Origin of the sequence: Maribacter caenipelagi (assembly GCF_004364175.1) — a bacterium.
Classification (GTDB): Bacteria; Bacteroidota; Bacteroidia; order Flavobacteriales; family Flavobacteriaceae; genus Maribacter; species Maribacter caenipelagi.
The window spans coordinates 39364-56884 of sequence record NZ_SNZW01000014.1; the positions used below are offsets into that span (position 1 = coordinate 39364).

The window sequence follows — 17521 nt, forward strand, 5'->3', positions numbered from 1 at the left end:
TTGCGCAATAGTGGGTAAAGCTGAGTTATTCGATGTCAGTTGCTAGTTTTTGATATAAGTAATTTAAATATATAATGGTTCGAGCGAAGCGAAAATAAATACTAAAAACTGATACTAAAAACAAATACTGAAAACTGCCCACAGAACACTGATACTGAATACTGAAAACTGTTACTGCCAACTGACCACTGAGAACTCCCAATTAAATACTTGCCCACCGTAAAACGATTCATTTACTTTGTACCAACAATAGATAACAGACAACTATCAACAACACGAAAACACTTCTCGTAATCGCCTTGGTATGGCCCGAACCTGCTTCTACAGCTGCGGGAGTGCGGATGATGCAATTATTGGATGTTTTCAAAAAGCAGGGATATGCGATTACCATTGCTTCGGCGGCCTCGAAGTCGGAGTTTTCGTTTGATTTCTCTTCATTGGGATTCCATACTGCGGATATTAAAATGAACGATAGCTCTTTCGATGTTTTCGTGAAAGAACTGAACCCAAATGTGGTGCTGTTCGATCGCTTTTTGACCGAAGAACAGTTTGGGTGGCGATTCGCTGAAAATTGCCCAGATGCCTTACGAATTTTAGATACCGAAGATTTGCATAGCCTACGCCATGTACGGGAGCAGTGTTTTAAAAAGAATGTTCCATTTACTACAGAGGCGTGGCTGGCAGATGACAAAACCAAACGAGAAATTGCCAGTATCTATCGTTGTGATCTTTGCCTAATTATCTCTAGCTATGAGTTGCAATTATTGACCGATGTTGTCAAAATAGACGAAAGTCTATTATTGTTACTTCCTTTTATGGTTGATGAAATTAGGGAAGAATCCAATTGGAAAACATTTGAAGAAAGAACCGATTTTATCTTCATAGGCGGTGGAAAACATGCGCCCAATATTGATGCCGTTAAGTGCTTAAAAACGATTATATGGCCGCTCATTAAAAAAGAACTGCCAGATGCCAAATTACATATTTACGGAGCCTACTTACCACAGCAATTGTTAGAAATGAATAGCCCAGCAACGAGATTTCTAGTACACGGCAGAACGGAAAGTGTAGATGAAGTGATGCGTACCGCAAAAGTCTGTTTGGCACCCTTGCGCTTTGGTGCGGGTATAAAAGGTAAATTGATTGCCGCCATGCAAAATGGTACACCAAGCGTTACCACAACTATCGGCGCAGAAGGGATGCACGGTATTTTAGACTGGAACGGCGCTATAAAAAATGACCCTGCCGAATTTGCAGCAGCAGCGATTCAATTATATACTACAAAGCAAAATTGGCAAACCGCACAAGAACAAGGTAAAACTTTGGTCAATACCTTATATGCCAAAACCAATTTGGAACAGGTGTTTCTAGAAAATATAATAGAGCTGCAACAATCAATTGCTACTCATAGAACACAAAACTTTACCGGTGCTTTGTTGCAACACCAAACCATGACGGCAACAAAATTTATGAGTAAATGGATTGAGGAGAAGAATAGAGGGTAGATTGGTGGTCTAGATATTGATGAGTATATGAATTGTATTGTGGTACTAGCTATGATTTCATATGCAGTGTTAGTAGCTTTTTTTATTCAATTCGTTATTAAAGAATTCTATTGTCATAGTGGAAACTTCTTTGTGTATTTCATCTCTATTAACAGACTTATCGTCTTTAAAAACAATGGGAGCATTTCTTTTAAGACTATTTTTTGCTTCGTTCATAAAAATGTAATGCCCTACTTTTCCTCTCAATTCTATGTATTTTGAGCCATCTAATAATTTACTATAATGTTTAGCATTGGTATTGACAGGTGTCCGTTCATCATTTTGCGCACCAATGATTAAAACTGTTTTATCAACTTTTTCAAATTGACTTTTTTCATTAAACCCTTGTCCAATAGCAGGAGCCATTGCTATAAACGCAGATATTCTATTGTCTTTAAGGTATCTATATTCTTTATTTCCCAATTCAATAATCTCGGGAGTAATAAGTTTTGAAACATCTCCCAATTCAGGTAATTGAAACTCCACCTTTCCTTCTTTGGTATTGGAAAATTCTTTTAGTAATTCATAATTCAACACGCCACCCGCTAGTGAAATTGTCGTGTAACCGCCCAATGAAAATCCTGCCATTCCGATTCTTGTTGAGTCAATTATCGAACTAAATTCTGAAGTATTCAACAGATTGTCGAGTGCATAACTGATGTCTAATGGTCTGTCCCAAACTTTTACAAAATTCTCTGGAATTTTATTATCTAAGGTATTGCCATAATGGTCAACTGCAGCTACTATAAATCCGTTGGAAGCTAGTTCACAAGCAAGCCACATTTGGCTAATTCTATTTCCTCCTGTTCCGTGAGAGAGTAAAATCAAGGGAGATTTTTCTACAATAGGTTCTGCGTCTTTTGAAGTAGGAGGTAACTTAAAAGGGTATTCGGTTGTGACATTAAATTTAGTAGTGTCTTTTGTCGGATACCATATTTCGGTTTTTAAAGGTCTGTTTCTTAAAGAATCAAGAAATGTAAAATTGGTTTGACCAACTGCATATTTATGTGTTTGCAAATAATTTTGAAAACTTTGGTCTTTATAATTATCGTTATTGCAAGCTGTAAAAGGTAAGAAAACAAATAAAATGATTAGAAATGATAAAGTTCTTAAATACATATGATTTTTAATTTAAGTACAAAATTAGAACTCATCTAAGTAAATAAAATTGACAAAAATCAAGAAGTCTCATTTTTTTTAGCTTTTAGTCTACTCAGTGTTTCTTGGGACATACCTAGGTAACTCGCTAGAACTTTATTAGGTAATCTTCTTAAAAGCTCAGGATGATTTATTTTAAAATCTTGATAAAGGTGTTTTCCGCTCATTGTTATTAATTTTTCAATTCGTTTCACACTATTTATATATGCTTTCTCAAGAATGTCGGTATAGAATATTTTCCACTCAGGAAGCATATTATTAAGCTTTTTAAAATCTGTAAATGAAATATAGAATATTTCACTTGCCTCGATAGCCTGAAGGTATGAACTGGTATTTGTTTGTTCGATGAAACTAGGAAATATTGTAATGAAGTTGTTTTCAGTTTCAATTTGCCTTGTCCATTCTTGACCATCATCCCTAGTGCATACAACTCGTAAACATCCTTTTTTTATGAAAAATAAATGTTTACAAACTTTGTTTTGATGAATCAATATCTGATTCTTCCTAGTATGTATTTCCTTGAAACAAATTAATACACTTTCTAATTTCTCATCAGAAAGTATTAATTTTTGATTTAGATGTTTCTTTAGATAGTCAGTCATATTACCTTAATCGTTAAAACGACTAATAATGAGTTTGTTTTACAATTACCGCCAACGGTCTCGTCTCGTATGTTTGGTTTTCAGTTTGAAGATACTATAATTATAAAAATAAAGGAGAGTGATTAAGAGGTTGAGCTAGATACATTTTTAGCAATCTTGGCAAACGGCACAAAATCAAAGAAAAACTTTTGTAAATACCATGTATACATAACCAATTTAGAACAGGTATATCTAGAAAAGATAGCACAGCTACAACAATCAATTAATGCTCATAGAACACAAAACTTTACTGGTGCTTTGTTGCTCCACCAGACCATGACGGCTAACAAGTTTATGAGTAAATGGATTGAGGAGAAGAATAGAGGGGTAATTGGTGGTTTAGTTATCGGTTTATACCGCAATATTGGCGGTAGTTATATTCTGTACATTTTCTTTATAATTTTCCCTTTTAACTTTTGTAAAGGTTTAGATGTAGTAAAAGTCAAGTCTTTCAATTCATCAGGACAGTTCGTGAGAATTTCATATCCATTTTTTGTAATCAATACAGTGTCTGAATGTCTAAAACCTCCAACTCCTTCAATATAAATTCCTGGCTCTATACTTACAACCATGTTTTCTTTTAGAACGGTTTTGTCTCCTTCTGCTAAATAAGGTCCTTCGTGATTACCCAAACCTATTCCATGTCCAGTTCTATGCATTAAATTATCTTTTAGTCCCTGGTCAGTTAAGTACTGTTTGGCAGCAAGGTCTACTTCTTCTGCAATAACTCCTTCTTTTAAAACAGCATAACTTCTTCTTCTTGCTTCCATCATCAATTCAAAAGCTTCTTCTTGTTCTTTCGTTGGTTTACTTGTAAAAAATGTTCTTTCTAATTCAGCCGAATATCCATTTACTCTTAAAAAAGCCAAACTAATATGCGACCCTTCAACTAGTAGATCTGAAACTTTTGGTATACCGTGAGGCTGATAAGAAATTCTACTTGGCCAAGCTGCTACTAGAATATTTGTAGCTAAATAGTCAAAAGGCGTTTCTTTAATAATTTTCTGTTGAATAGAACGTCCAATTGAAAAAACCTCAAGTTCCGACATTCCGAAATAGGCATTTTTATTTAGTTTATTGATACTAACATCACAGTATGTAGACGCTTGTTTAATTAATTGAATTTCTGCACTACTTTTTACCCATCTTTGTTTTTCCAGTATTGCGTTTTCTACAGTTTTTAGATTTACTGATGTTAAAAAAGCTGATATTTCATAAGGTGTTTTACCACCAATTCCAATTAGTTTACTGTCTTTTACTTTCTTTAAAAGTATATCTTTCCAACGTTCTGGTTTTTGAGCAGGATATTCCCAATAACTTTCTATATCATTAACGTTGTCTACTTTTTTTAGATGTGCCAATTCCATTTTTGGAACAATAAAACTTACATTATCTTCTTTAATTACTAATAAAAATAATCTTTCAAGACTTTTATAAGTCAACCCAGTTAAGTAGTAGATATCTTCTTCTTCAGAAATGATTAAAGAGTCAATTTCGCTAGTTTTAATCTTATCCTGTATTAACTGTATTCTCTGTTTGTATTCTGATTTACTTATTCTCAAATTTCAGTTTTAATGGGTTACTTAAATTACCGCCAACAAAGAGCTAAAAGAAGTTTCAATACTTCGGCAAGCTCAGAAAAGACTCTTTTAGCGAATGATAACCAAGTTCGTTCTTTCAAAAATTGAAAGCAAGTACTTGCAAAGTAGGTTGTGATAAGTTATTAACGATTGAGTTAATAATAGGATTTCTTTTTAAAGTATAATCAGCGTTGAAGCTAATCTTGCCAATTGCTTTTAAAATAATTCTTCACAAATCCATTACATCTTCATCATGAACATTTTCAGCAATCTTGGCAAACGGCAAAAGACCAAGGCAAAACTTTGGTCAATACCTTGTATGCTAAAACCAGTTTGGATCAGGTGTATCTAGAAACGATAGCACAGCTGCAACAATCAATTACTGCTCATAGAACACAAAACTTTACTGGTGTTTTATTACAGTACCAAACCATGACTGCAACTAAGTTTATGAGTAAATGGATAGAGGAGAAGAATAGAGGTTAAGTTGGTGGTTTCGTTATCGTCACGGCTATGGCAAGTAGGGCAGGCAAGGAAACTTTGCGTTTCCGTCTGCGCACGAAGCTAAAGCTTATTGTTTTGCTTTTTCTTTTTTTGTTCCAAAGCTAAATCCATCAGATTTAGCGACATTATAAATATACACAGACCTTTCGGTTTTGCCCTAAAGTCCGCATTACGTTTAGGTTTTGTTGTGTGTAGTACTTTTACGCATCGAAATTTTCAATTTTTAAGTCTCTGCGCATTTCAGTAACTATTCTGTCTTCAATTTCTTTAAATGGTTCATTAGCTCTAAGCTTATTCCCAGCTTGAAAAAAATTGTTCAATTGCGTGGAATCTGAATTAGCTATGTGTTTATAAAAATTATCAAATACATCTTGAAATTCGGTACGTAGAGTATTTACATCTGATAGCATTTCTTTTGAAAGGAAAGGTTGGTTTATAGATGCGAATTGAATGTAATCGTTGATTTTTTCCATAATAACAGTTCCATCTTCTTTTACACCCACATACTGAAATCTACTTAACTCTTTTTTTAGCCCATAAGTGCGTTCTAATAACTCACGATAGATATTTACTTTTTCTTTAAAAATTCCACCGTATGCAATTTTATTTTTTTCCAATGATTTATCAACTTTTCCTTTAATCCATAAGTAGAAAATTAAGTTTCCAAGAATTGTAATTATTGCGGGCGAAATTTTTTCTAACAATGGTAAAAAATTTTCTATCATTTCATTTTTTTAGTATTACACACAACGTGGAGCTAAGAGGAGTTTTAATTCCTTTTAGCGGATGATAACGAATTTCGTTCTTTCAAAAATTGAAAGCAAGTACTTACAATATGAGTTGTAATCAAGTTATTAACGAAATAACTAATTATAATGAGGTTTCTAATGGTAGTTCAAACTTACTTTTCAAAATTATTCTTCACCAAATCCATCAATTCTTCACCATGCAAATTTTTTGCGATCACGACTCCGTTACTATCCAAAATAAAGTTTGATGGTATGGTACGAACACGAATTTTCTTTAAAAATGGGGCATCATCGCCTTGCAGGTCAGAAGCTTGTAGCCAACGATCTGCGCCATCGCGCTCTGCAGCTGCTTTCCAGCTTGCTTCATTACTTTCTAGGGCGTAGGCCACAATTTGCAAGCCCTGGTCGTGGTATTCATCATATAGGGGTACTAAAACATTACGGTTCTCTAATCGGCAAGGAGCACACCAAGATGCCCACAAGTCGACAATCGTAAGCTTTTTGCCCAATGAGTCTCTAAGAGATACGGTATCTTTTGTAATGGTAGGTAGTTCAACATTTGGAAATTCATCGCCTATTAATACAGGCAAATTTGCTGGAGCACTTTCTTTACACAGTTGTTTTACCCAAGGGTGATCGGGTTGTATTTTTTGCCACTTGCTACATTGGTCTACCAAAAATTCTGGAACGCGCTCATAATCATTCTCAGGACTTACCCACCGTAATGCTATTATAGCTGGTAGTAGATGCGGAGTGTTTTCTGCAAAGGTCATTAATACTGTACGATATTGTAAAATAGCATGTTCTTTGGCTAGTAATTCATCACCTTCTTCCACTTGCCATTGCTTGTTGGCAAGATTGGTTCGATACGCTTCTAATTTCAGATCTCGTAGTTCTAACAAAGTGGTATTTATATCTGAGGGGTTATCTATGGTAAAACTTTGCTGAAAATTATTGTACTCTGCCGAGATTTGTAGTGTTTCGCCTGATTGCCAAACAATAGGCATATAGTTCGCCGTTTTTGGGTCGTCGTTTTGTAAATAGTTACCGCTTTTTCCGGTGGGCTGTACTGCCAATTCTAATAATACAGGTTCTTTGGTAGTTGGTAGGTTATGGAACTCAAAATTACCCTCAGAGGCTACCACCGCTGAGTCTATGACTTTCCCTAAATAAGATGCCGCTACATGTTTTAACGCATCCGGTTGAATCAAATAGATTTTTACATTTTCTTTTTTTAATCCGTGTAATGTACCCGAAATATCCGCGGGAGAAGTACAAGCGGTTACACCTAGAAACAATATGATAAGAACTGTCGTTATTTTTACTTGGGCTGATTTCATTTTAATCTCTCATTATTTTAGACAATTACAATGAAGCTATAATAATTTCGAATGGGGAATTCACTATTCTAATTTACGTTCTAAAAATTAATATGCTTAGTGTTTACAAATTTTGCTGAATCTTTTTATGGGATTTCAACAATGAAAACATTAATAATAACTACAACCCAAAATGATTAATTGGTCCGTTGCCATGACCTAAAATTTTATCTTTACCGGCAATGATCGCTTGGTTCACGTAATTGCATCCTTTGGTAATGGCATCATCCATAGGATAGCCTAAACTCAAATAAGCGGCAATACTTGAAGATAAACTACAGCCCGTACCATGAATGTTATTGGTATTCACCCTTGGGTTGGTAATTACCTTTACTTTTTGGGTTTCATGCACATAAAAGACATCGGTCATTACAATGGTGCCATTGTCGATATGACCACCTTTTAATAATACGGAAACCTGAAAACGCTCTCCAATTTTCTGTGCAATTTCTTCCATATTGTCACTATCTATTTTCTCATCGATCAAAAGTTCTGCCTCTGGAATATTAGGGGTAATCAGCGTTACGTGTGGCAAGAAGGATTTTAGACACGCTATAGCGTCATCGGCAATTAATTTATGACCAGATGTGCTTACCATAACCGGGTCTAAAACAATATTCTTAGCCTTGTATTCACTTAGTTTATGCTGCACTACTTCAATCACTTCACAAGAATGGAGCATACCTATTTTAACGGCACCAAAATCAATATCACTGAGAACAGCATCTAACTGCTTTTCTAGATGTGGAATGGGTATGGCGTGTATGTCAGTGACTCCCGTTGTGTTCTGAGCCGTAGTTGCTGTAATCACGGTAGCGGCATAAGCTCCGCAGGCACTTATGCTTTTAATATCCGCCTGTATACCGGCACATCCGCCAGAATCACTTCCGGCAATGCTCAATACACTTTTGTATCGTGGGTCTATATTTTCCATGCTTCTTTAGTATAGGCGCTGTTCCAAAACATCCACTCCAATTTTGATGCTTTGGTAAAAGCCGTTTCCATTTTAGCCAAAACTTCTTCAGATGCGTTGGCTGCGTATTTGTTGGTAATCGCTATGGCGTTGTTTACAGAACTGGCAAACTCTTCGCCGCCATAGGTATCTATCCAATCTTGAAAGGGATTATTTTCTTTATTGGTTTGGTTCGCCTGAATATAATCTCCGATTTCTTTATAAATGGTAAAGCATGGCAGTACGGCGGCCAATGCTTCTTCTAAAGAATGATTCGCCACTATACGGCTCAAATAGCTTGTGTATAGTTCGCAAGTAGGAGAGGGCTCATGAACTAGCTGATTCTCTTTTAAGAAAATCTGATGCAGCGCATTTTCTACATGAATGATACCTGTTGCGGAATCTAGAAAAAATTGGGTGTCATCTTCATATTCACATTTTACACCAACACTTGCCAATACTTTTTTATAGGCAGCCAAATACATGGCATCTTGATGAATATAAAACTGAAAAATGTCTGAAGGTAAGGTACCGTTCATGAGCTCTTTGATAAAAGGCTGCTGTTTTATAGCCTCTAGAATATGGTCTGTTCGTTGTCTTGCTAGTTTGTACCAGTCTTGCATATAATATCTTTAAGTTTTTTTGTTGCCGCTTCAGCATCTTCGGCTTTAGAAATTGCAGAAACAACTGCTATTCCGTCCGCTCCATTTGCTATAATTTCTTTGGTGTTTTCTTTGTGAATTCCGCCAATGCAAACAATAGGCTTTGTATACAATTCGCGAATCTCTTTTAGTCCCGAAATCCCCAAAGGTTTTGCTAGATCGTTTGTCTTTGTGTTCGTTGAAAAAATAGGGGAGATGCCGATATAATCTGCCGACTGGGCATCTGATTTTATAGCCTGGGCCGTAGTACTAACCGAAAGCCCGATAATCTTCTCATTACCCAATAATTCTCTAGCGACATTATAAGGCATATCGGACTGACCGATATGAACTCCGTCAGCATCTATGGCAAGCGCAATATCTAAGCGATCATTAATCAGTAAAGGAATTTGATAAGTGCCACAGAGTTCTTTACACCGAATTGCTCTTTTGTAAAAGGTAGCGGTATCGCAGGTTTTTTCACGTAATTGTACAATGGTTGCCCCACCTTTCAAAGCCGCTTCTAGAATGGCAAAAAAGGAATGATCATCCCTAATGCTATCATCGGTCACATACATTAAAGCGTAATCTACTTTAGGCATTCGTCTTTACTTTTTCTGCCAAGACTTCTGGCGATAATTCATAAAGACTATCATAAAAATTCATTTGAAAACTACCGGGTCCTGCACTTTTTTCATGTGCCAAATCTCCTGCGACACCCATAATCGCCATTGCCACCGTAGCCGCTAAATGAATATCTTCTTCAACACCCAAACAGGTACCTACCAGTGCCGTTGCCGTACAGCCCATGCCGGTAATTTTAGCCATAAGCGGACTCCCGTTTTCAATTTTGCTGATGTTGTCACCGGTGATGATATAATCGGTTTCTCCACTAATGACAATCGTGTTGTTCAATTTCTGCGCGAGAAGGGTAGCGCCTTCAATAGCATCCTTAGTATCCATGGTACTATCCACTCCCTTTGTTGAATTGGTCACTTTTGCCAGTGCCATAATTTCTGAAGCATTACCGCGAATTACATTGGGTGTAGCAGTCTCAATAATTTTTTGGGCAATTGCTGTTCGGTACGCAGATGCGCCGACACCTACAGGATCGAATACGAACGGAGTTTTGGTTGCTTTTGCTTGTTGTACGGCCATAAGCATACTTTCTACCCATTTCTCGCTCAAGGTACCCATATTGATGACCAGAGAAGAAGAAATGGTAACAATGTCCTTAACTTCCTCAATAGCATGTGCCATAACAGGCGATGCACCAACCGCTAACAACGCATTGGCAGTGTTGTTCATTACCACATAATTAGTGATGTTATGTACTAGCGGACTCTTGGTTCTTATTTTTTGTAATACGAATGCAATACTGCTCATTTTAATAGTTGATAATATGATGGTTGATTCATTTTTAAACGGAATAAACTAAGATCGGGATAATGAATAAAACAGCCTTCAAAATCATGTTACCATTTTGATAAGTTATTAACGGACAGTGTTTAAAATATGAATTCTAATTTGCAGGCATAATCAATCATTTTTCGTAAAATATCCTTCGTTCGATACGGCGGCATTGCTAACTTGAATACTCGCTGTTTTAAACCACACTTCGGCATAGTTACCATCTGCATATTGCATTTCAATATCGCCACCATGGGTTTCTGCGCCAGAGCACCAGTTCATATTTTCATCTGGAGATTTACCATTTGTTTGGTTGTAAGTACCTAACTTAAAGAAACAACCCTCTCCAGCATAGGCTTCTTTGCGTTCCACACCATCTTGACCAATTGGAAAAAATAATTTCTTTGTTTGCTCAGGAATATCTGCTTTTGTAGTGTATTCCGATTCCAATAAATTTTTGGTGAACGTTTTGGTTTCATGACCGTCACTCATAAACTTCAAGCTCATGATGCCATCTTTTACAACAACCTCATAACTGAATTCTTCTCCTAAAGCTATACCATCTTCTGGCTCTGCAGGATAGGAGTCTGCCGTTTTGCCCACTACCGAAAAATCATTGCCCCAAACGGCGGTAGAGTAGTCCCACCTTCCGGAATTATCATCTCCGGCGGTGTTGATTTCATAATGCCAGAACACAGAACCTTTGGTATGACCAGGGTATTTTTTATAGAATATTTTTAATGGCTCGTTTTCAAACGCATCTGCACTGTGAATTTGACCCACTACTACAGCGTGTGTTGAAGCAACACGGGCATCTCCCGTAGAAGATACGTTCATTACTTTTAAGGTGGCAGTCAATTTATCATCTGCCGTTTTTGGATACCATTTTTTAATCTGGGCCAGTTCCGTTCTTGTATTATTCGACGTGCCATGGGTATCGCCACCATTGGGAGCTTTGAAAACTACCCAATCATCTTTACCATCATTTGTGGTATAGAAGAAATCTTTATTTTCAAAGTCATTGGCGATTCCCGCATTTGTACCATCGCCTAAAATTAATTTCCAATCATCAAAAAACGGAATTACGTCACTTGCGAAAACGGTTTCAGTTGACTTATTTTCATTCGTGCTTTCTTCTGTAGATTCAGCTGACTTTTTAGTAGTATTCTTGCAGCTAGTAAAACTGAAAGCTAGTAGTAATGATGCTAATGCTATGGTGTTATTTTTCATTGTCTTATGTTAGGAAACCATAAGATAGGAATAGTTTAAGTGTTTTATGAATTTTGAAGGAACAATACTTTAACGGATTTTAAGGGTTTTGTTTTATATATACTCACCGTTCCCATTCCATACCTACTTTACCTCTTGTCCGCATCTTCTCTATATGGACAATTGCCTCCGGAATTTCAGTATGCGAATATGTCTTTTCTATGTGTACTTTCATTTTACCTTCTCTTACTAGTGATGCCAAAATTTCTAAATCGTGGGTATTTGCTTCGGCCGTAAATTGGATCAATGGAAATTTACTAAATACCTTTTTCAATAAAACAGAAAGCATATGCGCCATAGTGGTATAACCTACCATGACTCCTCGTTTACCCATTCTTTTATAATCTGAATGCGATAGGTTTCCGTGGGTGTCAATAATGACATCATAGTTATCATTATGTTCATGAATATTTTCTTCATCATAGGCAAGGGTATCATCTGCGCCGATTGATGTTATAAAATCTATATTTCTAGAGGAGCATACTCCGGTTACATGTGCTCCATATGCCTTTGCTATTTGAACTGCAAAATGACCCACACCACCTGATGCACCATTGATTAGAACAGATTCTCCCTCTTTGATTTTTCCATGTGTTATCAGCGCTTGGTAAGCTGTTAGACCAGCAATGGGAACACCTGCCATGGCAGAAAAACCGACATTCTCTGGCATTTTAGCACATGCATTTACCGGTACACATAGATATTCAGCAAAAGCACCACCGTCTAACATTTCACCAAATACATGGTCACCCATTTTATAATTCTCAACGCTATTGCCTACTTCTTCTACAATTCCAGCAAAATCAGCACCCAATATGGGCTTTTTAGGTTTAAAGAGACCGAATGATAACCGCGCAAAAAAGGGTTTGCCACGAAGAATATGCCAATCTGCCGGATTTGCTGAATTTGCCATCACCTTAACTAAAATATGATGATCCTTTACTACCGGTTTTGCTACTTCTTCTAGCTGAAGTACTTCTGGTCCGCCATAAACTTTCTTGGTAATTGCTTTCATGTCATCTGGAATTGATTTTAATTAATTCACCTCATTCGCTATCTCGCTACCAGTCTCAAATGATTTTATATTTTCTAATGTAATTGTGGTTATTTGATCCATTGCCTCTTTGGTAAAGTAAGCTTGGTGGGAAGTGATCAATACATTCGGAAAACTCAACAATCGTAGTATTTGTTCGTCTTGAATAATATGTTCAGATAAATCTTCAAAGAATAAGTTCTCTTCTTGTTCATATACATCAATACCTAAGTAGCCTATTTTCTTCGTAATTAAACCTTCAATTGCATCTGCAGTATTAATTAATGCACCACGGCTGGTATTAATAATCATAACACCTTCTTTCATAGTGGCTATGGAGGATTTGTTGACTATATGTTTCGTGTGTTTATTAAGCGGGCAATGAAGAGATATAATGTCTGATTGTTTAAATACTTCTTCTAATGAAACATATGTTACCCCCAAATCTAATAACTCTTGATTTTCGGCTATATCATAAGCTATAATATTGCACCCAAATCCTTTAATTATTTTACAGAACGTAGCTCCGATTTGTCCTGTACCAATAACTCCGACCGTTTTATTATGTAGATTGAAACCTATTAAGTTTTTCAATGAAAAGTTACCTTCTCTAACTCGATTATAAGCTTTATGTGTTTTTCGATTGAGAGTTAAAATCAGTGCTAACGCATGCTCTGCTACTGCCTCTGGTGAATATGCGGGAACTCTAACAACTTTTATATTATGACTTTCAGCAGCCTCTAAATCTACATTGTTATATCCTGCGCAGCGTAAAGCTATTAATTTTACTCCGTTAGCTGCTAATACTTTAATCGTTTCTTTGTCGACAACATCATTCACAAAAACACAAACTACTTTACTATCACTAGTAAGTTTAGCAGTGTCTGAATTTAATGCAGTTTCATAAAATGAGAACGCATATTGGTGTTCATCGTTATACTTTTCAAAGTATTCTTGGTCATAAGATTTTGTACTAAAAACAGCTATTTTCATAAAAATTCTATTGGTATGTTATTGCGGAATAAAATTACTTATTGGAACTTGAAATTTTATGACAATTATCAGGTTTGCAATTTAAGTTTGTGGATCTTTTCTAAATAATTCGATTAAATCAAACACTAGTACACAGAAAACAACCCAGATTAATCCGGCAATAAATCCGCCAGCGATATCAGAAGGAAAATGGACTCCCAAATAGATTCTACTAATGCCGATACTTAAAATTAGTGTTATCAAAACCAAAATCAATACATATTTCATCACTTTATTAATATTGAATTTGGTAACTAGAAATATTAGAAATCCGTAGAAAGCCATCGCACTCATGGCATGTCCACTTGGGTAACTCAACGTTTCTACCGAAACCAAATGCTCAATACCTGGTCGAGCACGGTCAATAAAACGTTTTAGCATCATATTAGAAATGGTCGCTAGCGCTAAAACCAAGGTTGCTTGTACAACATATTTCCAACGTTTAAATACCAAAAGAGATACTAAAAGAAAAACTGCAAGTACTATTAAATACCCATACACATCGCCAATATTGGTCATGAATTTAAAATACGAGGTTAAACCAGGATTACGATAAGAAATTACATAATCTGTAATTGCAGTATCATAGGTTGTAAGCATCTCTGTCTTTAGTGTTTCTGTCAATTCTACAAATAGATTAATACCACCAACAACAATTACTAAAGCTACAATGACCGTAATTACATAGGGTAGCGTTGTATTGTATTGGTTTAATTTATTCGCTAAAAATTCACGAAGCGATTTTATAAATGTAAAAAGGGATTGTTTCATGAAACGTACTATTTATTTTTGTGTAAACTTAGTAGATAACGGGTACTTCTACTGTTTCAAATAAATTGATAACTGACTCGATTGAGTTAATACTTAAAATTTAAGTCAGGTAACCTAGTTCTCAAATTTGCACAGGTATACCTTGAACCCTTATCTTTATGCGATAATAGAATTGTTAGAAAATATGAAATCACCCAACTGGAAAACGGCTATAGAATTTGATGATATTACCTATAAAAAATGTGACGGCGTAGCGCGAATTGCGTTTAACCGACCTAATGTACGAAATGCTTTTAGACCACATACGACAAGCGAGCTAATTAAAGCATTTTATGATGCTCAAGAAGATACTTCTATCGGAGTAGTTTTGCTTTCTGCGGAAGGACCTTCTACTAAAGACGGAATATGGTCTTTTTGTTCTGGTGGTGATCAAAAGGCTAGGGGAGAAAAGGGGTACGTTGGTCAAGATGGTCAGCATCGTCTAAATATTTTAGAAGTTCAAAGGATGATTCGCTTTATGCCAAAAGTGGTTATATGCGTTGTACCGGGATGGGCCGTAGGTGGCGGACATAGTCTGCACGTGGTTTGCGATATGACTTTAGCTAGTAAAGAACACGCCATTTTTAAACAAACCGATGCCGATGTCACCAGTTTTGATGGCGGATACGGTTCTGCATATTTAGCGAAAATGGTTGGACAGAAGAAAGCTCGTGAAATATTCTTTTTAGGGAGAAATTACTCTGCACAAGATGCTTTTGATATGGGTATGGTAAATGCTGTAATTCCGCATGACGAGTTAGAAGATACTGCTTTTCAATGGGCACAAGAAGTTTTAGAAAAATCTCCAACTTCTATAAAAATGCTAAAATTCTCTATGAACCTAACCGATGATGGTATGGTCGGACAACAGGTATTCGCAGGTGAAGCCACAAGATTAGCCTACATGACCGAAGAAGCAAAAGAAGGTAGAAATGCATTTCTAGAAAAGCGTAAACCAAACTTCGGTAAAGATAATTGGTTACCTTAGAATAGCTGTTGGCTGTTGGCTGTTGGCTGTATTAAAAAAGTTCATTCTTTCATATGAAAGAATGAACTTTTTTAGGTTAAAGGCTAAAATAAAAGTATGTCTGTTCGAGCGCAGTCGAGAACTGAATCTGGTTTTTAGAACGAGAAGCGTTTCGGAATCAATTAAGCAGTACTTAATACTTTCTCACCTGAAAACTCCTACGGCCAAATGAATACTGAAAACTGAATTAGCTGTAACTAAAAAGAGTCCGATCAGTGAAGATCAGACTCTTTTACGAGAACACTATATGAAAATGAAAATTTTTTAATTCGTTTTTAATAACACTATAAATGTATATATCATTTAGAGTTCTTTGAAATTATTGTTGCCACACAAGAGAGTTTTGTTGTGAACTGCTGTATAAATGTGGTATTGTATTTACAAGGTTAAAATTTTATGCCTTTTATCGAATAGACGCTATTATTTCTTTGAGTAGCGTGTTGAATTGCTCATCTGTCTGTTCTTCCAGTCCCGTTCTCACCACTACTAAATCTTTAGATGGTATAATAAAGATGCGCTGTCCTTGAAATCCGTTAACGGAATAAAGGTCTGTAGGAATGTCTTCGTACTTTCCTTCGGCATTTAACCAAAAATGCGCACCGTAAGATCCGTTAGAGTTAATGGTTGGTTTGGCAACATAATTAGACCAAGTTTCTGAAAAGATGCGTTTACCGTTCCAATCTCCCTTATTCAAGTATAACAATCCGAATTTAGCCCAATCTCGAGTGGTTGCCCATCCATAAGATGATAGAATATAATTACCAGATAAATCGGTTTCTAATAGCATCGAATTCATTCCAATCTTATCGATTAATTCTTTATAGGGAAAATCTAAATATTCTTGATGTGTAGCGAACTGATCTCTTAGAATACCAGAAAGTAAGTTAGTGGTGCCAGAAGAATAATTCCACACTTCTGTTGGCTGGGCAATGACATTTTTATTAAGTTGTGTCAAAGTCATGTCAGAATCTAAGAATAACATACGGGTAACATCAGATATTTTAAAATAATTCTCGTCCCATTCCAATCCACTTTGCATACGTAATAGGTGATTAAGAGTTATACCATTTTTCGGCTTCTTCATACGTATTTCCTGAGAAAAAGGTTTGTAGTCCATTTTTATAGCACCTTTATACTCTAAAATACCATAAAGAGTAGACAAGATACTTTTGGTCATTGACCACCCAAGAATTTTTGTATCCTTAGAAAATCCGCGAATGTAACGTTCCCCTATAATTTGATTTTTATGAACTACTAAAAGAGATCTTGTTTTTTGTTCTGGATCTTTAAAAGCATTTTCGAATGCCACTTCTAGTTTATCATAGGCTACATTTTCTAATACCGTATCGACAACTCCGTTATTTCCATAAGGGAACGGAAGTGAATCTTGCACTTTAAATCTATTGGGGACAATGTCAAAATTATGTTTAGAAAATTCTTTGTTGATTAGTACAGTGCCAAGTCCTTCTTTAAACACCGCTGTTCTTGGCATTAGTCCATATACCGTGGCAGTGGCAGATTTATTTTCTTCTAACACCTCAGAATCCGCTAATTTAATCAACGGCATATTATTATCGTTTAGAGTAATATCATCAGCATCTCTATCCGCAATAAAAACACTAGAGGCCATGTTTTTAGAAGCATAGCCAGAAATTAGATTTAGTTTTGGGTAGTTAAAATATGCCGCGGTAATGATACCTACTAAGACAATGCCTAAAAGCAGTTTTCTTTTCTTCATTCTTATTATGTTCTTGATAAAATTAAAATGTGATGAGATCTTAAGTTAGTATAG

General features: G+C 36.0%; 17 protein-coding genes. 3 read left to right on the forward strand and 14 right to left on the reverse strand.

All coding sequences use genetic code 11. From position 1 onward, the window contains the following. The first annotated feature begins 299 nt into the window (after positions 1–299). On the forward strand, positions 300–1505 hold the full coding sequence (locus DFQ03_RS08080) for a glycosyltransferase (protein ID WP_243834457.1): 1206 nt from the start codon (positions 300–302) through the stop codon (positions 1503–1505). A gap of 69 nt (positions 1506–1574) precedes the next feature. Here the strand turns inward: DFQ03_RS08080 and DFQ03_RS08085 are convergent, their stop codons facing one another. From DFQ03_RS08085 to DFQ03_RS08095, 3 genes are all read right to left on the reverse strand, one after another. Next, positions 1575–2663, reverse strand: coding sequence for an alpha/beta hydrolase family protein (locus tag DFQ03_RS08085; protein ID WP_133672677.1), 1089 nt, complete (start codon positions 2661–2663; stop codon positions 1575–1577). 59 nt (positions 2664–2722) lie between these two features. Further along, complete coding sequence (locus tag DFQ03_RS08090) at positions 2723–3304, reverse strand: Crp/Fnr family transcriptional regulator (protein ID WP_133672678.1); 582 nt, start codon at positions 3302–3304, stop codon at positions 2723–2725. Positions 3305–3717: 413 nt separating this feature from the next. Continuing rightward, positions 3718–4905 carry a M24 family metallopeptidase gene (locus DFQ03_RS08095; protein ID WP_133672679.1) on the reverse strand — a complete coding sequence of 396 codons (1188 nt, stop codon included), beginning with the start codon at positions 4903–4905 and terminating at the stop codon, positions 3718–3720. 321 nt (positions 4906–5226) lie between these two features. Here DFQ03_RS08095 and DFQ03_RS08100 point away from each other — a divergent pair, with 321 nt between their 5' ends. Beyond that, positions 5227–5409: a hypothetical protein gene (locus DFQ03_RS08100; protein ID WP_133672680.1), complete on the forward strand. Its 183-nt coding sequence runs from the start codon at positions 5227–5229 to the stop codon at positions 5407–5409. Positions 5410–5627: 218 nt separating this feature from the next. On the opposite strand, the gene DFQ03_RS08105 is transcribed toward DFQ03_RS08100, so the two are convergent. The 10 genes from DFQ03_RS08105 to DFQ03_RS08150 all read right to left on the reverse strand — a co-directional run bounded on the left by DFQ03_RS08105 (position 5628) and on the right by DFQ03_RS08150 (position 14663). Further along, positions 5628–6152, reverse strand: coding sequence for a hypothetical protein (locus tag DFQ03_RS08105; RefSeq protein ID WP_133672681.1), 525 nt, complete (start codon positions 6150–6152; stop codon positions 5628–5630). A 176-nt stretch (positions 6153–6328) separates the two neighbouring features. Further along, on the reverse strand, positions 6329–7516 hold the full coding sequence (locus DFQ03_RS08110) for a TlpA family protein disulfide reductase (protein WP_133672682.1): 1188 nt from the start codon (positions 7514–7516) through the stop codon (positions 6329–6331). Between the two features lie 160 nt (positions 7517–7676). Continuing rightward, entirely contained in the window at positions 7677–8489 is an 813-nt protein-coding gene (gene thiD, locus DFQ03_RS08115) for a bifunctional hydroxymethylpyrimidine kinase/phosphomethylpyrimidine kinase (protein ID WP_133672683.1), read from the reverse strand. Beyond that, positions 8477–9130, reverse strand: coding sequence for a thiaminase II (gene tenA, locus DFQ03_RS08120; RefSeq protein ID WP_133672684.1), 654 nt, complete (start codon positions 9128–9130; stop codon positions 8477–8479). The genes thiD and tenA overlap by 13 nt, the downstream gene beginning before the upstream one ends. Then, entirely contained in the window at positions 9109–9750 is a 642-nt protein-coding gene (gene thiE, locus DFQ03_RS08125; RefSeq protein WP_133672685.1) for a thiamine phosphate synthase, read from the reverse strand. The genes tenA and thiE overlap by 22 nt, the downstream gene beginning before the upstream one ends. Next, positions 9743–10534: a hydroxyethylthiazole kinase gene (gene thiM, locus DFQ03_RS08130; RefSeq protein WP_133672686.1), complete on the reverse strand. Its 792-nt coding sequence runs from the start codon at positions 10532–10534 to the stop codon at positions 9743–9745. Before thiM ends, thiE begins: the two co-directional genes overlap by 8 nt. A 153-nt stretch (positions 10535–10687) precedes the next feature. Continuing rightward, entirely contained in the window at positions 10688–11788 is a 1101-nt protein-coding gene (locus tag DFQ03_RS08135; protein WP_133672687.1) for a polysaccharide lyase family 7 protein, read from the reverse strand. A 103-nt stretch (positions 11789–11891) separates the two neighbouring features. After that, entirely contained in the window at positions 11892–12842 is a 951-nt protein-coding gene (locus DFQ03_RS08140; protein ID WP_133672688.1) for an NAD(P)-dependent alcohol dehydrogenase, read from the reverse strand. Positions 12843–12863: 21 nt separating this feature from the next. Beyond that, entirely contained in the window at positions 12864–13853 is a 990-nt protein-coding gene (locus DFQ03_RS08145) for a 2-hydroxyacid dehydrogenase (protein WP_133672689.1), read from the reverse strand. An 81-nt stretch (positions 13854–13934) separates the two neighbouring features. Further along, positions 13935–14663, reverse strand: coding sequence for a phosphatase PAP2 family protein (locus DFQ03_RS08150; protein ID WP_133672690.1), 729 nt, complete (start codon positions 14661–14663; stop codon positions 13935–13937). Positions 14664–14847: 184 nt separating this feature from the next. Here DFQ03_RS08150 and DFQ03_RS08155 point away from each other — a divergent pair, with 184 nt between their 5' ends. Next, the gene (locus DFQ03_RS08155; RefSeq protein ID WP_036158183.1) at positions 14848–15690 is read left to right on the forward strand and encodes a 1,4-dihydroxy-2-naphthoyl-CoA synthase; all 843 of its coding nucleotides are present in this window, start codon (positions 14848–14850) and stop codon (positions 15688–15690) included. Between the two features lie 442 nt (positions 15691–16132). On the opposite strand, the gene DFQ03_RS08160 is transcribed toward DFQ03_RS08155, so the two are convergent. Then, positions 16133–17467, reverse strand: a complete 1335-nt coding sequence (locus DFQ03_RS08160) for a serine hydrolase domain-containing protein (protein ID WP_133672691.1) — start codon at positions 17465–17467, stop codon at positions 16133–16135. Positions 17468–17521: the final 54 nt, after the last annotated feature.